A 15,303-nucleotide genomic window follows, 5' to 3' on the forward strand; every position below is an offset into this window, starting at 1 on the left:
GTTGGAGCGTGCCAGAATTGAACGCTCATCCACTGCCGAGCATTCAAGCCCGTTAACCATGCCCCCGTTCCAACGCGCCGTCATCACTGGAGCCTGCGGCGGCTTGGGGCAAAGCTTGGCGCGGCAGCTGTTGGACTCGGGTGCGCAAGTCGTGCTGGTCGGTCTGAACCTTCAGGCATTGCAGGCCCTGCAGACCATGGCGCCCGAGCGCTGCCGAATTTACACCCCGGACGTGTCCAACGCGCAAGCCATGCAAGCCATGGCCGCCGACTGTTTGCAGCACTGGGGCGTGCCCGATTTGGTGATCGCCAATGCGGGAGTTGCAGGCGGCTTTGAGACCGCCGACCCGGCCGATCTGGCGGTGATGCGCCGCATGCTGGAGATCAATCTGCTGGGCGTGGCCACCACCTTCCAACCCTTCTTAAGCGCCATGCAAGGCAGCGGCCAAAGAGGCGCTTTGGTCGGCGTGGCCAGTGTGGCGGGCTGGCGCGGCATGCCGGGCAACGGGGCGTATTGCGCGAGCAAGGCCGGCCTGATCGCTTATTTGCAAAGCCTGCGGGCTGAGCTGCGCCCCACCCGGCTCACGGTGCACACCATCAGCCCTGGTTATTTGCGCACGGCGCTCACTGCAGGCAACACCTTCGCCATGCCGGGGCTGATGGGACCGGATGAGGCCGCTCGCGATTTGCTGCGCGGCGTGGCGCAAGGCCGCGAACACATTGTTTTGCCGCGCCGCATCGGCTGGCTGTCGCGGGCGTTGTCACTGCTGCCTGCACGCTGGCACGACCGCATTTTGCTGGGCCAGCCCCGCAAACCCCGCGCCCACCAAGCAGGTGCCACCCCCATTCCCGGACTCTCGCATCCACAAGACAAGACATGAGCCAAGACACTCAGACACCCACACACCACCAGATCGCGCTGATTGGCGCAGGCCCCTCGGGCCTGGCCGGGGCAAGGGCTCTGTCCAAACACGGCATCGCGTTTCAGGGCTTCGAAGCCCACACCGACGTGGGCGGTTTGTGGAACATTGGCAACGAACGCTCCACCGTCTACGAATCGGCCCACCTGATCTCCAGCAAGCGCACCACCGAATTCAAAGAATTCCCCATGCCAGAGGGCACGGCCGATTACCCCAGTCACCGTGAGCTGCTGGACTACTTCAAAGCCTATGCAAAGCACTTTGACCTGAAGCGCCATTACCGTTTTGGTGTGCGCGTGCTGCGTGTGGAGCCCGTGAATGATGCGCCCGACACGCTGTGGCGGGTGACCCTGGATGCAGGAGGGGGCCAACCGGAAACGCATGCGTTCAAAGGTGTGGTGATCGCCAACGGCATCTTGGCCGAACCGAACAAGCCCGAGTGGCCCGGGCAGTTCAGCGGACAGTTGCTGCACACCTCGGCCTACAAAAAAGCCGAGCAGTTCAAGGGCCAGCGCGTGCTGATTGTGGGTGCGGGCAACTCGGGCTGTGACATTGCCGTAGACGCGGTGCACCACGCCCAAAGCGTGGACATTTCGGTGCGCCGGGGCTATTACTTCGTGCCCAAATATGTGTTCGGCGTGCCCGCCGACACGGTGGGGGGAAAAACCAAATTGCCACGCTGGCTCAAACAAAAAGTCGACAGCACGCTGCTCAAGTGGTTCACCGGCGACCCGGTGCGCTTTGGTTTTCCCAAACCCGACTACAAAATGTACGAATCGCACCCCATCGTGAACTCGCTCATCTTGCACCACATTGGCCACGGCGACGTGAAGGTGCGGCCCGACGTGGCACGGCTCGACGGCCACACCGTGCACTTCAAGGACGGCAGCCAAGCCGACTACGACCTGGTCATGACAGCCACCGGCTACAAGCTGCACTACCCCTTCATCAACAACGCGTTGCTCAACTGGCAAGGCATGTCGCCCCAGCTGTACCTGAACATCTTTGCGCCGCGCTTTGACCGCCTGGCTGTGCTGGGCATGGTCGAAGCCGCAGGCCTGGGCTGGGAAGGCCGGGCCGAGCAGGCCGAAGTCTTGGCGCGGTATTTCAAAGGCCTGGATGCGGGTCAGGTCAAGGCCTTGGCATTTTCCAAAGCGCGGCAAGGCCCATCACCTGATTTGTCGGCCGGCTACCGCTACCTGAAGGTGGAGCGCATGGCTTGCTACGTCAACAAAGACGTGTACCGCGACACCATGCGCCAAACTGCCGCCGAGCTGGCCTGAGCCCGTCCCCTCACGAAAGCCCCCATGCTGCCTGTTGATGAAATCCGCCTGAACTTCAACCCCGCTTCACTGGCCCTGCTCAACGGCGTGCTGGCATTTTTGATGTTCGGCATCGCGTTGGACACCCGGGCCGAAGACTTTCGTCGCCTGCTGCGCATGCCCATGGCTTTTGCGGTGGGCATTGGGGCGCAGTTCCTGCTCTTGCCTGCCATCACCTTTGTTTTGACGCTGGTGCTGCAGCCCGCGCCCAGCATCGCTTTGGGCATGATCTTGGTGGCCTGCTGCCCGCCGGGCAATGTGAGCAACATCCTCACGCACCGGGCCAAGGGCAATGTGGCGCTGAGTGTGTCGATGACCGCCGTGTCGAATGCCATCGCGGTGGTGGCCATGCCGCTGAACTTCGCGTTTTGGGGCGGCTTGCACCCCACGGGCTCCCAGTTGTTGGCCGACATCGCCTTAGACCCGATGCAAATGTTTGCGCACATCCTGCTCATCATCGGCCTGCCCTTTGTGTTGGGCCTGCTGTGCATCCGCTATTTGCCCGTCTGGACCGAGCGCTTCAAAAAACCCCTGCGCATCATCAGCTTTGTGGCACTGATTGGCTTCATCTTGGCCGCCATTGCGGGCAACTGGCGCTACTTTTTGGACTATGTGGGCCTGGTGCTGGTGGCCGTCATCTTGCATGACGCGCTGGCTTTTGGCACCGGTTGGTTTTGCGCCAAAGCCGCCCGCTTGTCCGACTACGACAGCCGCGCCTTGTCGATCGAAGTCGGCATCCGCAACGCGGGCCTGGGCCTGGTGCTGATCTTCAGCTTCTTTGACGGCCTGGGCGGCATGGCCGTGGTGGCGGGCGTTTGGGGCTTTTGGGACATCATCGCCGGACTGGTGCTGGCAGGCTGGTGGGCACGCCGCCCGCTCAAGGACCCAAACGCATGAGCGCAGAGTCCATGCACAACACGCCGCGTGCACAGCGCGTGTTGGTCACAGGCGCAGCAGGTTTTTTGGGCCAAGGCCTGATCGACCAACTCGCCCGCCAAGGCGAGTGCGAGGCCGTGATCGCAGTGGATGTGCGTGAGGTGCCCGAGGCTCAGCGCCTGCCGGGCATCACCTACCTGACGCAAGACGTGCGCGATCCGGCCTTGGCCGAGACTGTGGCTGCGCACCACATCGACACGGTGGTGCACTTGGCGGCCATCGTCACGCCCGGCAAAGACAGCCACCGCGCCTTCGAATACTCGGTCGATGTGGAGGGCGCGCGCAACGTATTGCAGGCCTGCGTGGCGCATGGCGTGCAGCACATCGTGGTCTCCTCCAGCGGCGCAGCCTACGGCTACCACGCCGACAACCCCGCGTGGCTCACCGAAGACATGCCGCTGCGCGGCAACGAAAGCTTTGCCTATTCGCACCACAAGCGTCTGGTCGAAGAAATGCTGGCGCAATACCGCCAAACTCACCCGCAGCTGCAGCAAACCGTGCTGCGCATTGGCACCATCTTGGGCGAGCACGTCAACAACCAGATCACCGCCCTGTTTGAAAAACCCCGCCTGCTGGCCGTGCAAGGCAGCGACAGCCCTTTCGTGTTCATTTGGGACGAAGACGTCATAGGGGCCATCGCGCACGCCCTGAGCGGCGAGGCACCCAGCGGCTGCTTTAATTTGGCGGGTGACGGGGCTTTGACGGTGCGTGAAATCGCGCAACGCATGAACAAACCCACCCGAGTGCTGCCCGCTTGGCTCTTGAAAACCGCTTTGTGGCTGGGCAGCACATTAGGACTGAGCCGCTACGGCCCCGAACAACTGGACTTCTTACGCTACCGGCCTGTGCTGCTGAACACGGCACTCAAAACGCACTTTGGCTACACACCCAACAAGTCGAGTGCCCAGGCCTTTGAGGCCTACAGAGCGCCTCGCGCCCCAAACCGGTCTTAACTCGGTCGTGAACCGGCAACCCAGCCAAACTGCAAGCTTTCACCCCAGATGAATTTACTTCCTGCGGCCCAAGACTGCGCACCCTTGGCGCTCGCCTTGCTGGCCTGCGGGCTTGAAATCCAAGCCGAATCGAAGCCCGATAAAATTGCCGGCTTATGACAAACCAACTCGACAAAAAATCCCAAGCCTGGTCCGCCCTCTTTTCTGAACCCATGAGCGAGTTGGTCAAGCGCTACACCGCCAGCGTGTTCTTTGACAAGCGCCTGTGGCAAGCCGACATCACTGGCAGCCTGGCCCACGCCGAGATGCTGGCCGCGCAAAACATCATCGCCGCCCAAGACCTGGCCGACATTCAGCGCGGCATGGCGCAAATCTGGCAAGAGATCGAATCTGGCGCTTTTGAATGGAAGCTCGACCTGGAAGACGTGCACCTGAACATCGAAGCGCGCCTGACCCAGCTGGTGGGCGACGCCGGCAAGCGCCTGCACACCGGCCGCAGCCGCAACGACCAAGTCGCCACCGACGTGCGCCTGTGGTTGCGCGGCGAGATGGACCTGATCATCGAGTTGTTGGCCGACCTGCAAAAGTCCCTCGTGGATGTGGCCGAGCGCAACGTCGAGGTCATCATGCCCGGCTTCACCCACCTGCAAGTGGCGCAACCCGTGAGCTTTGCGCACCACCTCTTGGCCTATGTGGAAATGTTCAGCCGCGACGCCGAGCGCATGGTCGATGTGCGCCGCCGTACCAACCGCCTGCCGCTGGGCAGCGCCGCCTTGGCCGGCACCACCTACCCGCTGGACCGCGAGCGCGTGGCCCGCACCCTGGGCATGGTCGATGACCACGGCCACCCACAGGTCAGCCAAAACAGCTTGGACGGCGTGAGCGACCGCGACTTCGCCATCGAATTCACCGCCGCCGCGTCGTTGTGCATGGTCCACATCAGCCGCTTCTCGGAAGAGTTGATCTTGTGGATGAGCCAGAACTTTGGTTTTGTGCGCATCGCCGACCGCTTCACCACCGGCTCGAGCATCATGCCGCAGAAGAAAAACCCCGACGTGCCCGAACTCGCACGCGGCAAAACCGGTCGTGTGGTCGGCCACCTGATGGGCCTGATCACCCTGATGAAGGGCCAGCCCCTGGCCTACAACAAAGACAACCAGGAAGACAAAGAGCCGCTGTTCGACACGGTGGACACGCTCAAAGACACGCTGCGTATCTTCTGCGAGATGGTGGGCGGTCAGGTCAACCCCGCCACGGGCGTCAAAGAAGGCGGCATCACCGTCAACGCCGCGGCCATGGAAGCGGCTGTGAAGAAGGGTTACGCCACCGCCACCGACTTAGCCGACTACCTGGTGAAAAAAGGTTTGCCTTTCCGCGATGCCCACGAGGTGGTGGCCCACGCGGTCAAAACCGCGCAGGGCCTGGGTGTAGACCTGTCAGAGCTGCCCCTGGAAACCCTGCAAAAGTTCGACAACCGCATCGAAACCGATGTGTTTGGGCCGCTCAGTCTGCAAGGCTCGATGAACGCCCGCAACACCTTGGGCGGCACAGCGCCAGCACAGGTGCGCTCGCAAATCGCGCGGCACCGTGCGCGCTGGGGTCATTGATACCACCCTCTCGGCACGCTGCACTGAGGGCTGAACGCCTCTGAAGCCAACCCTGCTCTCAGCCTGAGCAGGCTCAGCGTCAATCCAGGGTGCCCCTGACGGACACCGCCCAGAAGCTCAACCCTGGCTCTGTCGCATGATGTGTTCGGCCAGCAAATCCATGCCCAAGCCCGGCATGACTGAGCCCTGGTCTGCCGTGACGCCACTGTCAGCTGTGGCAAACAATTCGTGCACGGCCGTCTGTTCGTCTTGGAGCGTGTCGTAGAGGAAGACCTTCACGCTGCCTTGCGCATCCAGTAAGGACGCCTCCTTGGCCTTGTCTGACCTGACTTTTGCCACAAATCCAGCCAAGTCCAGCTCCGGCACACCATGGTGCGCAAAGGCCGCATCGGCTACAGCCATGGTCAGCGCCAAAGATGAGTCCTCGGCCGGCGCCAAGTTCTGGACAGGGACCTCGGGCGCAGTACTCAGCTGCTCCAGGTTGGACGCATTCACCACGCTGATGGCACCAGCATGGGTTTGGGCCTTGACATCAATGAACAAGGTACCGTCCATCAGGCCATTTGTGCTGATGCCGTGCACGCTGAAGCGGCCATCGGACTGCACCACCGCGGACGCGAAGACGCTGTTGCCATCGACGTCGCGGATCACCAGCTGCAGTTCATCACGAGACGTCAGGGTAGGCGCTTTGCCCTGGATACTGAGTTGGTTGAGCGCATTGAGCACAGGCTGCTGGTCGATGACGATGGGGTCCAGATCGGGCCTGGCCTGCAGCACCAAAGACTGCTGCGCCATCTGATCGCCAGCGCTGGCTGTGATGGTCAAAATACCGGGCGCAAAAACGCGTTCGTCCAGATGGCGCACCTCGAAAACGCCGTCTGTGACGGTGGCCGTCAAAGTCTTGTAGTTGCTTTGGGTGTCAACGACCTGGATGGCCACTTCAGTGCCATTGGCAAAACCCATTGCTGAGCCGCGGATGCTGAACCGGCAACCGACTTCGAACTTGACGGAGATGTCCAAGAATGCAGCGCTGAGCGAGGCGTCAAAAGGACTGTGTGTCTGGTCGGTCATGGCAGTCGGTTCCGGATATAGGGGGGTAAGCACACCCCATCGATAGGTTTTTTAATTATCCGTAACAATCAAAAAATTATGATTCGATCAAAAAAATAAAATCATTTTCATTAACAATTTTTAACAATACAACCCACTGATCCAGCACCACGAAAGACCACAGACCTTGACACCACCCATTCAAAAAGCCAGGTGTGCAAGCCATCGCCAAAACAGCACCCGGGGTATGTGGCCCTTCGGAGCGAGGCGTTACAGGCGAAAAATGCCCACTTATTTCTTTTTTTGAATCGGATTGGCCAGGAGCAATTGCGCCGGATAGGCCCGCATGAACTCCCGCGCTTTGTCCACGGGGGCGCTGAGCCAAGCCCCATAAGCGCCTTCGTTGAGGATGGCTGGCATGCGTTTTTCGTTGCCATTTTGTCCGTAGCGGTTCATCAGCGCATGGCTGTTGGCGTTCACCGTGAGCAGCGTGAAGCTGATGATTTCTTCATCGCCTTGGATCCATTGCGCCCACAAACCGGCCACGCCCATGGGCTTTCCATCCACGCGGGCGATACGGGTTGGCACGGCCTTGCGGCTGCGCCAGTCGTCTTCCACAAAAGCTTGCATGGGAATGATGCACCGTTGCCCTTTGAGCCAACTTTCACGCGTGGCCGTGGCGGTGCTCATGGTTTCGTAGCGGGTCACCGCCAGTTTGGTCGATCGCAGTTTCGCGTCGGATGCCGATTTGACCCAAGTGGGCACAAGACCAAATTGGCCTTGCATCAGTTCCATCGACAGCGGTGCTTCGGCCACGGGAATAACCCGCTCGTCCTCTGTGTGGGTCGAGGCCACGTCATCGCCCTTTGGGACTGGGATGGACTCAGCCGCACAGACGGCTTTTCGAATGAAAAAACCCGGCTGGCGTGGCCAGACTTCCTGACCCAAGAGGACGACGGGTGGGTCGATACCAAAGGCCTCCGCGTAAAGGTCAGGACTTTTCAGACATTCGTATTGGGTGCTCATTGCTTTGATGCTAACCCACGCCCCAACGCAAGACTGGCCAGCTCACCCTCAAACCAGCATGCCACATGCATCGTCAAAGAAACATACCGACACATATCCATTCAATTCATGGATTTTTTGCCACTAGAATTTTGAAAAAATTTGACGGGCCCGTTGAGGTCCCATAGCAAGAATTGACCATGAGATCTGTTTTGGTGGGTATGCGGATTGCGTGTGGGGTTTTGTTTGTGGCGTTGCTTTTCCTCAGCGCCCAGGCAAAGGCGCAGAAACCCAAACAAGTGGGCGAGAACGCACCAGCGGCTTCAACACCTGGCTGCGCAGAAATAGCAACGCCAAGCAAGGGGCCGTTGGCGTTCAAATCAGGATGCTCATCCCGCTGACGGTGACTTTTGCAAACCTCGATCTTGTTGGCTTGCAGCTTCAAATCCAATTGCTGTGAACTTTCACGGTGACCCGTGGCTGTTCACAGCGCTTGTTTCCCCCGATCCCTTCAGATCAAGGCCGGCCTCTTTTCCCAACAACGCCCGATACGCTGAACGTGCATTGGCTTAGCCTGCACCGTCGATGATGATTTCGATGCGGCGGTTGCGGCCTCTGCCTGCAGCGGAATCGTTGCTGTCAATCGGTTTGGTGTCGGCAAAGCCGGAGACACTCAGACGCCCTGCTCCCAGGCCACCTTGGGTGGACATGTAGTCGGCCACTGCGCCAGCCCGGGCACCGGACAGGTCCCAGTTGGAGCGGAACCGTTCGTTGAAGACGACCGGCACGTTGTCGGTGTGGCCTTCAATGAAGACGCGGCCTTTGCTGCTGCTGACGGTTTTGCTGACTTCGCCGAGCAGGGACATGAAGCCAGGCTGCAGGTCGGCGTTGCCCGATCGGAAGGAGCCTTGTTCGGCCAAGCGGATGATGATCTTGGCGCCGTCGCGCATGACTTCGGCTTTACCAGCATTGATCTCTTTGGCCAGGTCCTGGCGAATGCGTTGGAGTTCGGCGTCGGCGTCCATTTTGCCGCTGCCACCACCTGCGCTACCGGCTTTGCCAGCACCGCCTGCACTGTCGGTTGCACCTGCACGCACGTCGCGCACTTCCACCGGGGCTTGCACTTTGGATTGCACGTCGGCCACTTTGGCAAAGAATTCGATCTCACCTTGCGACACGGTGCCCGCTTGTTTGGCGCCTTGTGCCGCCGCACCCGAGGCCTGAGCGCCAGAGGCAGACGCGCCGCCTGCGGCAGAACCCGTGGCTGATGCGCCGCCAGCTGCGGCACCCGAAGCCGAGGCTCCAGCGCTTTGCGAGCCCGAAGATGCGCTACCGCCTTGGTTGGTGCCCGATGATCCTGCGCCGCCTTTTTGCTGACCCGAGGGCCCTGCACCGCCGCCAGACGATGGCGTGGCGGTCATTTCGACCACGACTTTGCCTGCCTCCATCTTGACTTGGGCTTCGCCTCGGCTGATTTCCTGAGCCAAGGCTTGTTTGGTGGCTTCAAGGGCTTGCTGGGCTTGCGGGGCCACGTCGGTTTTGAGTTCGACGTTTTCCTTGCGGTCGTCGGTGGTTTCTTGCTGCACCGTTTTGATGGGCGTGGGTTCGGCCACCGAGGGGGTGAAGTGTTGCGCGATCAGGCTTTGGGCCTTGGGCGGCTCCACCGTGGGGATGATGCGCTGTACTCCGAAGGAGTTCTTCATGGAGCCGTTGATTTGCTTGAACTTGGGCACGTTCATCTCGGCAAAGGACAGCAAAAGCACGAAGAAGGCCATGAGCAGGGTCGCCATGTCGGCGAAGGTGGCCATCCAGCCGGGGGCTCCGGCTTTACAGGGCGGGCATTCTTCGCATTTGGGGCAGTCGTCCGGCCCAAAGGATTTTTCTGGTTTGGCGGGGGCGGCTTCTTCTTCGCCTTCTGCCGGTTTGTTATCAGCCACGTCTGACCCCTTCGATCAAGAAGCAGCTGCTTCCATTTTGGCGCGGGCCTTGGGGTTGACGAAAGGCATCAACAGGTCGGGCAGCATACGGGGGTTGCCGCCGCTTTGGATGAACATCACGCCCTCAATGATCAGCTCGTGGTTGAGCGATTCGGCCAGGTCGAGTTTGGCCAATTTTTGGTTCAGGGGGATGCAGATCACGTTGGCGATGATCGCGCCGTACAAGGTGGTGAGCAAGGCCACCGCCATGGCCGGACCAATGGCCTTGGGGTCACTCATGTTGCCCAGCATCAGCACCAGACCGACCAAAGTACCAATCATGCCCATGGCAGGCGCGATTTCCTGCGCCGAAGCGATGAAGGCCATGCCTTCAGTGTTGCGCTTTTTGATCATGTCCATCTCGCGCTCCAAGGTGGCGCGAATCATGGCGGGCTCGGAGCCGTCAACCAGCATGCGGATGCCACTGGCCATGAATTTGTTGGCGATGTCCTGACCTTCGAGGGCGATCATGCCGTCCTTGCGTGCGATGGTGCCCAATTCGACCAGCTTTTCGATCAGGGTCTCGGGTGGGTCGATTTTGAACTTGACGGTTTTGAGCGCCACACCGATGGAGCCTATGAACTCAGGAAATGAACTTCGGGCCAAAACGGCCATCAAAGTGCCACCGATCACGATGTAAACCGAAGGCATGTCAATGAACGGCCCCGGGTCGCCCATGGCCAGAAAAATCAGCGCGAAGGTGGCCACAAAGCCCACGATGGTTGCGAGGTCCATATATTGATGTTGTCTGTAAGTGATTGATTCGGTTGAGGCTCAGCGCAAACCCTGTTTGCGCGTGGTGGGCATCATGGCATAAAGCGTATCGGCAGCAGCGCAAGTTTCTTGACGGTATGCTGCAAGAAAAGCGCACTCAAGTTGTGGTGTTTCATGTCGATCCTTCTATTCAGTTGCATTGCTCAAATCCATGTTCAAAATCCTGACCGTCTCCGCACTGCCCCTGCTGCTGCTGGCTGGCTGTGAGCGTTATGAAAGCTTGCCCCAGTGCAGCAGCTTTCTGGACACAGGGCACCCGGTAACCCTGCAACTCGACCCCAACGGCAGCGCCCTGGACAAGGCCGAGGGCCTGCGCTGGTACCGCTGCAGCGCAGGGCAACGCTTTTCCAACGCACAGTGTGTGGGCGATGCCATCGAGTTGCCGCGCCAAGAAGCGCTGGCTTATGCCACCGAGTTTGCCGCCCGTGCGGGCCAGCCTTGGCGCTTGCCCACGGTGGGTGAGATGGCCACGCTCAAGCAAGACCATTGCACCAACCCGGCGCTGGACACCCGTGTGTTTCCGAGCATTCAGATCACCAATTACTGGACCTCGTCGACCAGCCTCAATGGCCCCTCGATGGGCTGCACCGTGTACACCTTCAATGGCAACTCGATTTGCAAAGAGGTGGTGACGCAAAAACGCCCCTTTTTGTTGGTCATGGATGCCAAGCCCTGAAGTGGACGTGCACTGGATGTTCACCCGAAGGAACGCAGTTCGTACTTGTTGATTTTTTCGATCAAGGTGGTGCGCTGCAGTTGCAGCAAACGGGCCGTTTGCGAAACGTTCCCTTGCGTGCGGCTGAGCGCTTGCTCAATCAGATTGCGCTCGATGTCGATCAGGTGTTGCTTGAGCGAGATGCCGTCCGGCGGCAGAGTTTGAATGCCTTGAGCGAGCAAGATGACCTCTTCTACCGAACTCATCTCATCATTCGAGGCGGACAGGGGCATGGGGGCCATGGCGGGCCGGGACGTTGTGCGCGCGGCGGCGTCGCTGTCGCTGCTGGCCAACAAGTGGCTCAGGGGGTCGCTGTCCGCCCAGGGGCTGTCGGTTGAGGCCGTGGCTGCAGGGCTCCAGCTGGGCTCGTCCAAGGCCACGGCCGCTTGCGGCACTGCGCCGGCATTGGCGCTGCCAAACAAAGACGGCTGCTGGGCTGGGCCAGGCATTTGGCTCAGGCACTGGGCCTGCAGCGCGGCCAAACCCGAGGGCATCATGCATGCAGGCACGGTGTGCACTTGCAGGGTTTGCGAAGGAAACAGGGTCGAGAAACGGTCGACCAGGTTGGACAGCTCGCGCACATTGCCAGGCCAAGCATAGGCCTTGAGCATCTGCAGCATGTCGGGTGCGAATTTCAGGGGGCGGTTGCCGGGCAAGGTGTGCTTTTCGGCATAGAACTGCAGCAAGGATGCAATGTCGTCGGGCCTCTCGCGCAAGGCGGTGGTGGAGATGGGCAGGACGTTGATGCGGTAGTACAGGTCTTCACGGAAGCGCCCGGCTGCGACCTCGGCTTCGAGGTTTTTGTGGGTGGCTGCGACCACGCGCACATCCACCGGCACTTCGCGCGAGGCGCCCACGGGCAAGATGCAGCGCTCTTGCAGGACACGCAGCAGTTTGACTTGCATGTCCATGGGCAGGTCGCCGATTTCGTCGAGGAACAGTGTGCCGCCGTGGGCCAGCTCAAAGCGGCCTAGGCGGTCGGCCACGGCACCGGTGAAGGTGCCTTTTCGGTGTCCGAACAGTTCGCTTTCGATCAACTCACGGGGGATGGCACCGCAGTTGATGGGCACGAAGGGGCCGCTGGCGCGGGGGCCTTGGGCATGCAGGGCCTGGGCCACCAGCTCTTTGCCTGTACCGCTTTCGCCTGTCACCAAGGCCGTAGAGGATGAAGCCGCCAAAGTTTGGATGAGCTCGCGCAGAAACTGCGTGGCTCGGCTTTGTCCAATGATTTGGGTTTTGGCGCTGGCTTTCATGTCCATCCGGTGTCTGGTGAGGCCCTGTGGCGTTCAGGCCATGCCGATCGGGCAGGTGGCGCTGGTGTCTACACGGGGCAATTGAAAAATTTTTGTTAATTTATCCACTTGTCTGTTTATAAATTAACAAATGCGATCTTAGCAAGTATTTACTGAAAAATACAGTTTTATCATCAAATTTCACAATTTATTTGCGTATTTAGGGTTTCACTATTTTGCAGAGGTCTTCAAAACCAACGGGAATGCGCGTCTTCAGCTCAAGACTTGGTCCATGCTGCCGATGTATGCAACAAGTCACACCACATCCACGCGCCGCTTTGGCAGACGTGGGTGCCCGTTCATGGAGAAGCACAATGACCCGTACCCGATCACTGACTGCAGCGCTTTTAGCCAGCTTGGCCTTGGCCGGCTGCCACGCCTTGCCCGTGAACAGCATGGCGCAAGATAAAACAGAACCTGCAGCGCAGGCGCCCTCCATGATCGGGCCCTTGGTCGAAAAGCGCGAAACCCTTGTGGCCACTGGCTATGCGGTGATCAGCGTGCAAAATCACAAAAACCCGGCTCAGCAGCGTTTGCTGGCCATCCGCGCCTCGAAGCTCGACGCTTACCGCTCCTTGACCGAGCAGGTGTATGGCCAGCAGCTGGACGCCAGCACCACAGTGGCCGACATGACGGTGATGAGCGACACCTTTCGCGCCAAGGTCGAAGGCGTGATTTATGGGGCCACCATGGTCAGCATCACACCTGTGGGTGACGACACTTACGAAACCACCTTGTCGCTGGACCAACATTTGGTGCGCGATTTGCGCGCCTTGTACCTGGGTCAGATGGCTTCGCGTCGCCGCTGATCGCCTCTTTCAAATCAACTCGGATTGGATGACCCCATGCTGGCCCTTGTGAACCTGCCCCGCCCTGCCCTGCCCGGCCACTGTGGCGCTGGCTTGGCTTGGCTGCGCATGAGCGCCGCCGTGGTGGGCTGTGCTCTGGTCACCACGGCGGCCGCCCAAAGCCCCAGCCCCGCCGAGTTGGCGGCCAAGGCACTGGCTTCGGCCCCGGTGCAAGCGCTCTTGAGCGCCCAAGGCCAATCGGCCAAGGCGAGCGCAAAAAACCCGCAAAAAGAATACGACGCGCAGTTGGCCGCCATCCGCCAGGCGATTTTGGACGCCACGCTGGAGCGACCCACACGGGTGGTCAGCACGGCCTGGGTGGACGACAAGGGCGCTTTGCATGAGAGCGCCCATTTCCACTCCGAGGCGCAGGTGCGCGGTGTGCGGGTCTTGTCTTATTTGCAAGGCGATGAGCCCGTGACCCAGGTCAGTGCCGAGGTGCTGCCTTGGGGCTGGAAAGCCGTAGGGGCCAACCAAAGCTGCAAGGCCCCACCCCGGCCTTGGCGTTTGCCTTTGGGCGTGCAACTGGTGATGCCCGAGGGGTTCAGCGGCCCGCAGCTGTTTGCCAGCCAGACCCTGCTGGACCTGGCCCAAGAGGCCTGGGGCCAGAACATGCAGCAGTCGCAGCGCTGGCGCACGCACAGCGTGGCGCAGCCCGCGCCACAGTCCGACAACGCCTACCTGCGCGCCCTGACAGGCCAGACCGAGGAGCGCAGTGGCTGGATGGCCGAGATCTCGCTGCAGCCACACGCGCCGGCCGAGGCCCCTCGTTCGTGGACTGAGCGCGTGAGCCAGAGCCTGAGCGAAACCGCCCCGCCGTGGCGCTGGACGCTGAGCGTGCGCCTGGGCCAAAAGCTCAGCCCCACTGCGCGCCTGGTGCCGCAGTGGCACATTGAACAGATCGTCTCGCTTGACCCTTTGGCGCTGGTCCAAAGCCCCTCGGCTTGGGCGCAGCAGATGCAAGGACTTCTGCAAGATCGCATGCGCCAATGGGTGGCCCAACTGGACAAACTGACTGAGTGCGAGCCGGTGCAGTTCCATGTGCGTCGCCAGGGCACACCTGCGCTGGAATTGCAAGCTGGCTATGGCAGCGGCTTGCGCCCCGGTGACCGTGTTCTTTTGATGGACCCCGCCCATGTGCCTGCCCGCATGCTGGAGCCCGGTGTGGCCCAGCACCTGGCTTTGGCCCAAGTGGTCAAGGTCGGTCCGCACCGCACCGAGCTGCAACAACTGGCCGGCCCAGCACTGGCTTCGCATGGTGCCTGGATGGCCCTGCCCTTGTGAGCCCGCTCAACCTGCAACAGAATGACACCATGAACATTGCCGTTTTCACCCCACATCGATTGGCCATCTGGTTGCTCGGCGGCTGCGCGCTGGCCAGCTGGAGCGCGGCGGCCTGGTCGGCCGACACCGCTGCAGCCTTGGCACTCAAGGCGCTGCTGGGTCCGCAAGCAGCGTTTCAGCAATCAGGAGGGCTGCCGCCCACGCCTGCTCACTCGGCCGGATCACATTATCCCGCTGGCGCTTCGGCCATCGGGGCTGCTTCTACGGGCTTGTCCTCGGCCTCTGGCATGGTGGGCAGCACAGTCACGGTGCAGCGCGGCGAGACGCTGGACCGTCTGATTCGCCGCACCTTACCTGGCGTGCCTTTGCACCCCGACTTTTTGCGCAAGGCCTTTGTGAGCTTGAACCCGCGGGTCTTCCCCTCGGGATCGCCCAACAGGATGCTTGCGGGGGCCAGTATGCAAGTGCCCAGCATGGCCGCTTTGCGTCAGATGATGCTGAGCCAGCACCCCAGCTCGGCGGCTTTGCTGCAAGGCGGCGATGCACGAGCCAACCACGCTGGCTCGGTTGATCCGAGCGATCAGCGCAGCTGGGTGCGTTTTCCCTGATCGCAGCGCAGGCC

Annotated in this window: 15 protein-coding genes; 9 read left to right on the forward strand and 6 right to left on the reverse strand. The window is 60.8% G+C overall.

Translation table 11 applies throughout. The annotated features are described in order from the left end of the window. The first annotated feature begins 58 nt into the window (after positions 1–58). The 5 genes from B9Z50_RS09010 (at position 59) to argH (ending at position 5,737) form a co-directional block, all read left to right on the forward strand. Positions 59–880, forward strand: coding sequence for an SDR family oxidoreductase (locus B9Z50_RS09010; protein ID WP_108363393.1), 822 nt, complete (start codon positions 59–61; stop codon positions 878–880). Then, positions 877–2,202, forward strand: coding sequence for an NAD(P)/FAD-dependent oxidoreductase (locus tag B9Z50_RS09015; RefSeq protein WP_108363395.1), 1,326 nt, complete (start codon positions 877–879; stop codon positions 2,200–2,202). The genes B9Z50_RS09010 and B9Z50_RS09015 overlap by 4 nt, the downstream gene beginning before the upstream one ends. 24 nt (positions 2,203–2,226) lie before the next feature. Beyond that, positions 2,227–3,138, forward strand: coding sequence for a bile acid:sodium symporter family protein (locus tag B9Z50_RS09020; protein WP_108363397.1), 912 nt, complete (start codon positions 2,227–2,229; stop codon positions 3,136–3,138). Then, positions 3,135–4,130, forward strand: coding sequence for an SDR family oxidoreductase (locus tag B9Z50_RS09025; protein ID WP_108363731.1), 996 nt, complete (start codon positions 3,135–3,137; stop codon positions 4,128–4,130). Before B9Z50_RS09020 ends, B9Z50_RS09025 begins: the two co-directional genes overlap by 4 nt. A 155-nt stretch (positions 4,131–4,285) precedes the next feature. Then, positions 4,286–5,737, forward strand: coding sequence for an argininosuccinate lyase (gene argH, locus B9Z50_RS09030; protein ID WP_108363399.1), 1,452 nt, complete (start codon positions 4,286–4,288; stop codon positions 5,735–5,737). A gap of 117 nt (positions 5,738–5,854) precedes the next feature. Here argH and B9Z50_RS09035 read toward each other — a convergent pair whose 3' ends face one another. The 5 genes from B9Z50_RS09035 to B9Z50_RS09055 form a co-directional block, all read right to left on the reverse strand. After that, positions 5,855–6,808 carry a hypothetical protein gene (locus B9Z50_RS09035; RefSeq protein WP_108363401.1) on the reverse strand — a complete coding sequence of 318 codons (954 nt, stop codon included), beginning with the start codon at positions 6,806–6,808 and terminating at the stop codon, positions 5,855–5,857. A gap of 270 nt (positions 6,809–7,078) precedes the next feature. Continuing rightward, entirely contained in the window at positions 7,079–7,813 is a 735-nt protein-coding gene (locus B9Z50_RS09040; RefSeq protein ID WP_108363403.1) for an SOS response-associated peptidase family protein, read from the reverse strand. Positions 7,814–7,919: 106 nt separating this feature from the next. After that, a complete protein-coding gene (locus B9Z50_RS17430) occupies positions 7,920–8,237 on the reverse strand; it encodes a hypothetical protein (protein ID WP_146183187.1) in 318 nt (105 codons plus the stop codon). Between the two features lie 124 nt (positions 8,238–8,361). Further along, positions 8,362–9,729 (reverse strand): flagellar motor protein MotB, encoded by a 1,368-nt coding sequence (locus B9Z50_RS18105; RefSeq protein WP_108363407.1) that lies wholly within the window; start codon positions 9,727–9,729, stop codon positions 8,362–8,364. Between the two features lie 15 nt (positions 9,730–9,744). Then, entirely contained in the window at positions 9,745–10,503 is a 759-nt protein-coding gene (locus tag B9Z50_RS09055) for a MotA/TolQ/ExbB proton channel family protein (protein ID WP_108363409.1), read from the reverse strand. A gap of 190 nt (positions 10,504–10,693) precedes the next feature. Between B9Z50_RS09055 and B9Z50_RS09060 the strand changes: the two genes are divergently transcribed. Continuing rightward, positions 10,694–11,218, forward strand: a complete 525-nt coding sequence (locus B9Z50_RS09060; RefSeq protein WP_146183188.1) for a DUF1566 domain-containing protein — start codon at positions 10,694–10,696, stop codon at positions 11,216–11,218. A gap of 20 nt (positions 11,219–11,238) precedes the next feature. Here the strand turns inward: B9Z50_RS09060 and B9Z50_RS09065 are convergent, their stop codons facing one another. Next, positions 11,239–12,510 carry a sigma-54-dependent Fis family transcriptional regulator gene (locus B9Z50_RS09065; protein WP_108363733.1) on the reverse strand — a complete coding sequence of 424 codons (1,272 nt, stop codon included), beginning with the start codon at positions 12,508–12,510 and terminating at the stop codon, positions 11,239–11,241. 353 nt (positions 12,511–12,863) lie between these two features. On the opposite strand from B9Z50_RS09065, the gene B9Z50_RS09070 reads away from it, so the two are divergent. Genes B9Z50_RS09070 through B9Z50_RS09080 form a run of 3 tightly spaced genes read left to right on the forward strand, consistent with a single transcriptional unit; the run spans position 12,864 to position 15,289 of the window. Next, positions 12,864–13,358, forward strand: a complete 495-nt coding sequence (locus B9Z50_RS09070; protein ID WP_108363413.1) for an LPP20 family lipoprotein — start codon at positions 12,864–12,866, stop codon at positions 13,356–13,358. A gap of 36 nt (positions 13,359–13,394) precedes the next feature. Further along, a complete protein-coding gene (locus B9Z50_RS09075; protein ID WP_146183189.1) occupies positions 13,395–14,681 on the forward strand; it encodes a hypothetical protein in 1,287 nt (428 codons plus the stop codon). Positions 14,682–14,710: 29 nt separating this feature from the next. After that, complete coding sequence (locus tag B9Z50_RS09080; RefSeq protein ID WP_146183190.1) at positions 14,711–15,289, forward strand: FimV family protein; 579 nt, start codon at positions 14,711–14,713, stop codon at positions 15,287–15,289. Positions 15,290–15,303: the final 14 nt, after the last annotated feature.

Source organism: Limnohabitans sp. Bal53 (assembly GCF_003063355.1).
Taxonomy (GTDB): Bacteria; Pseudomonadota; Gammaproteobacteria; order Burkholderiales; family Burkholderiaceae_C; genus Limnohabitans_A.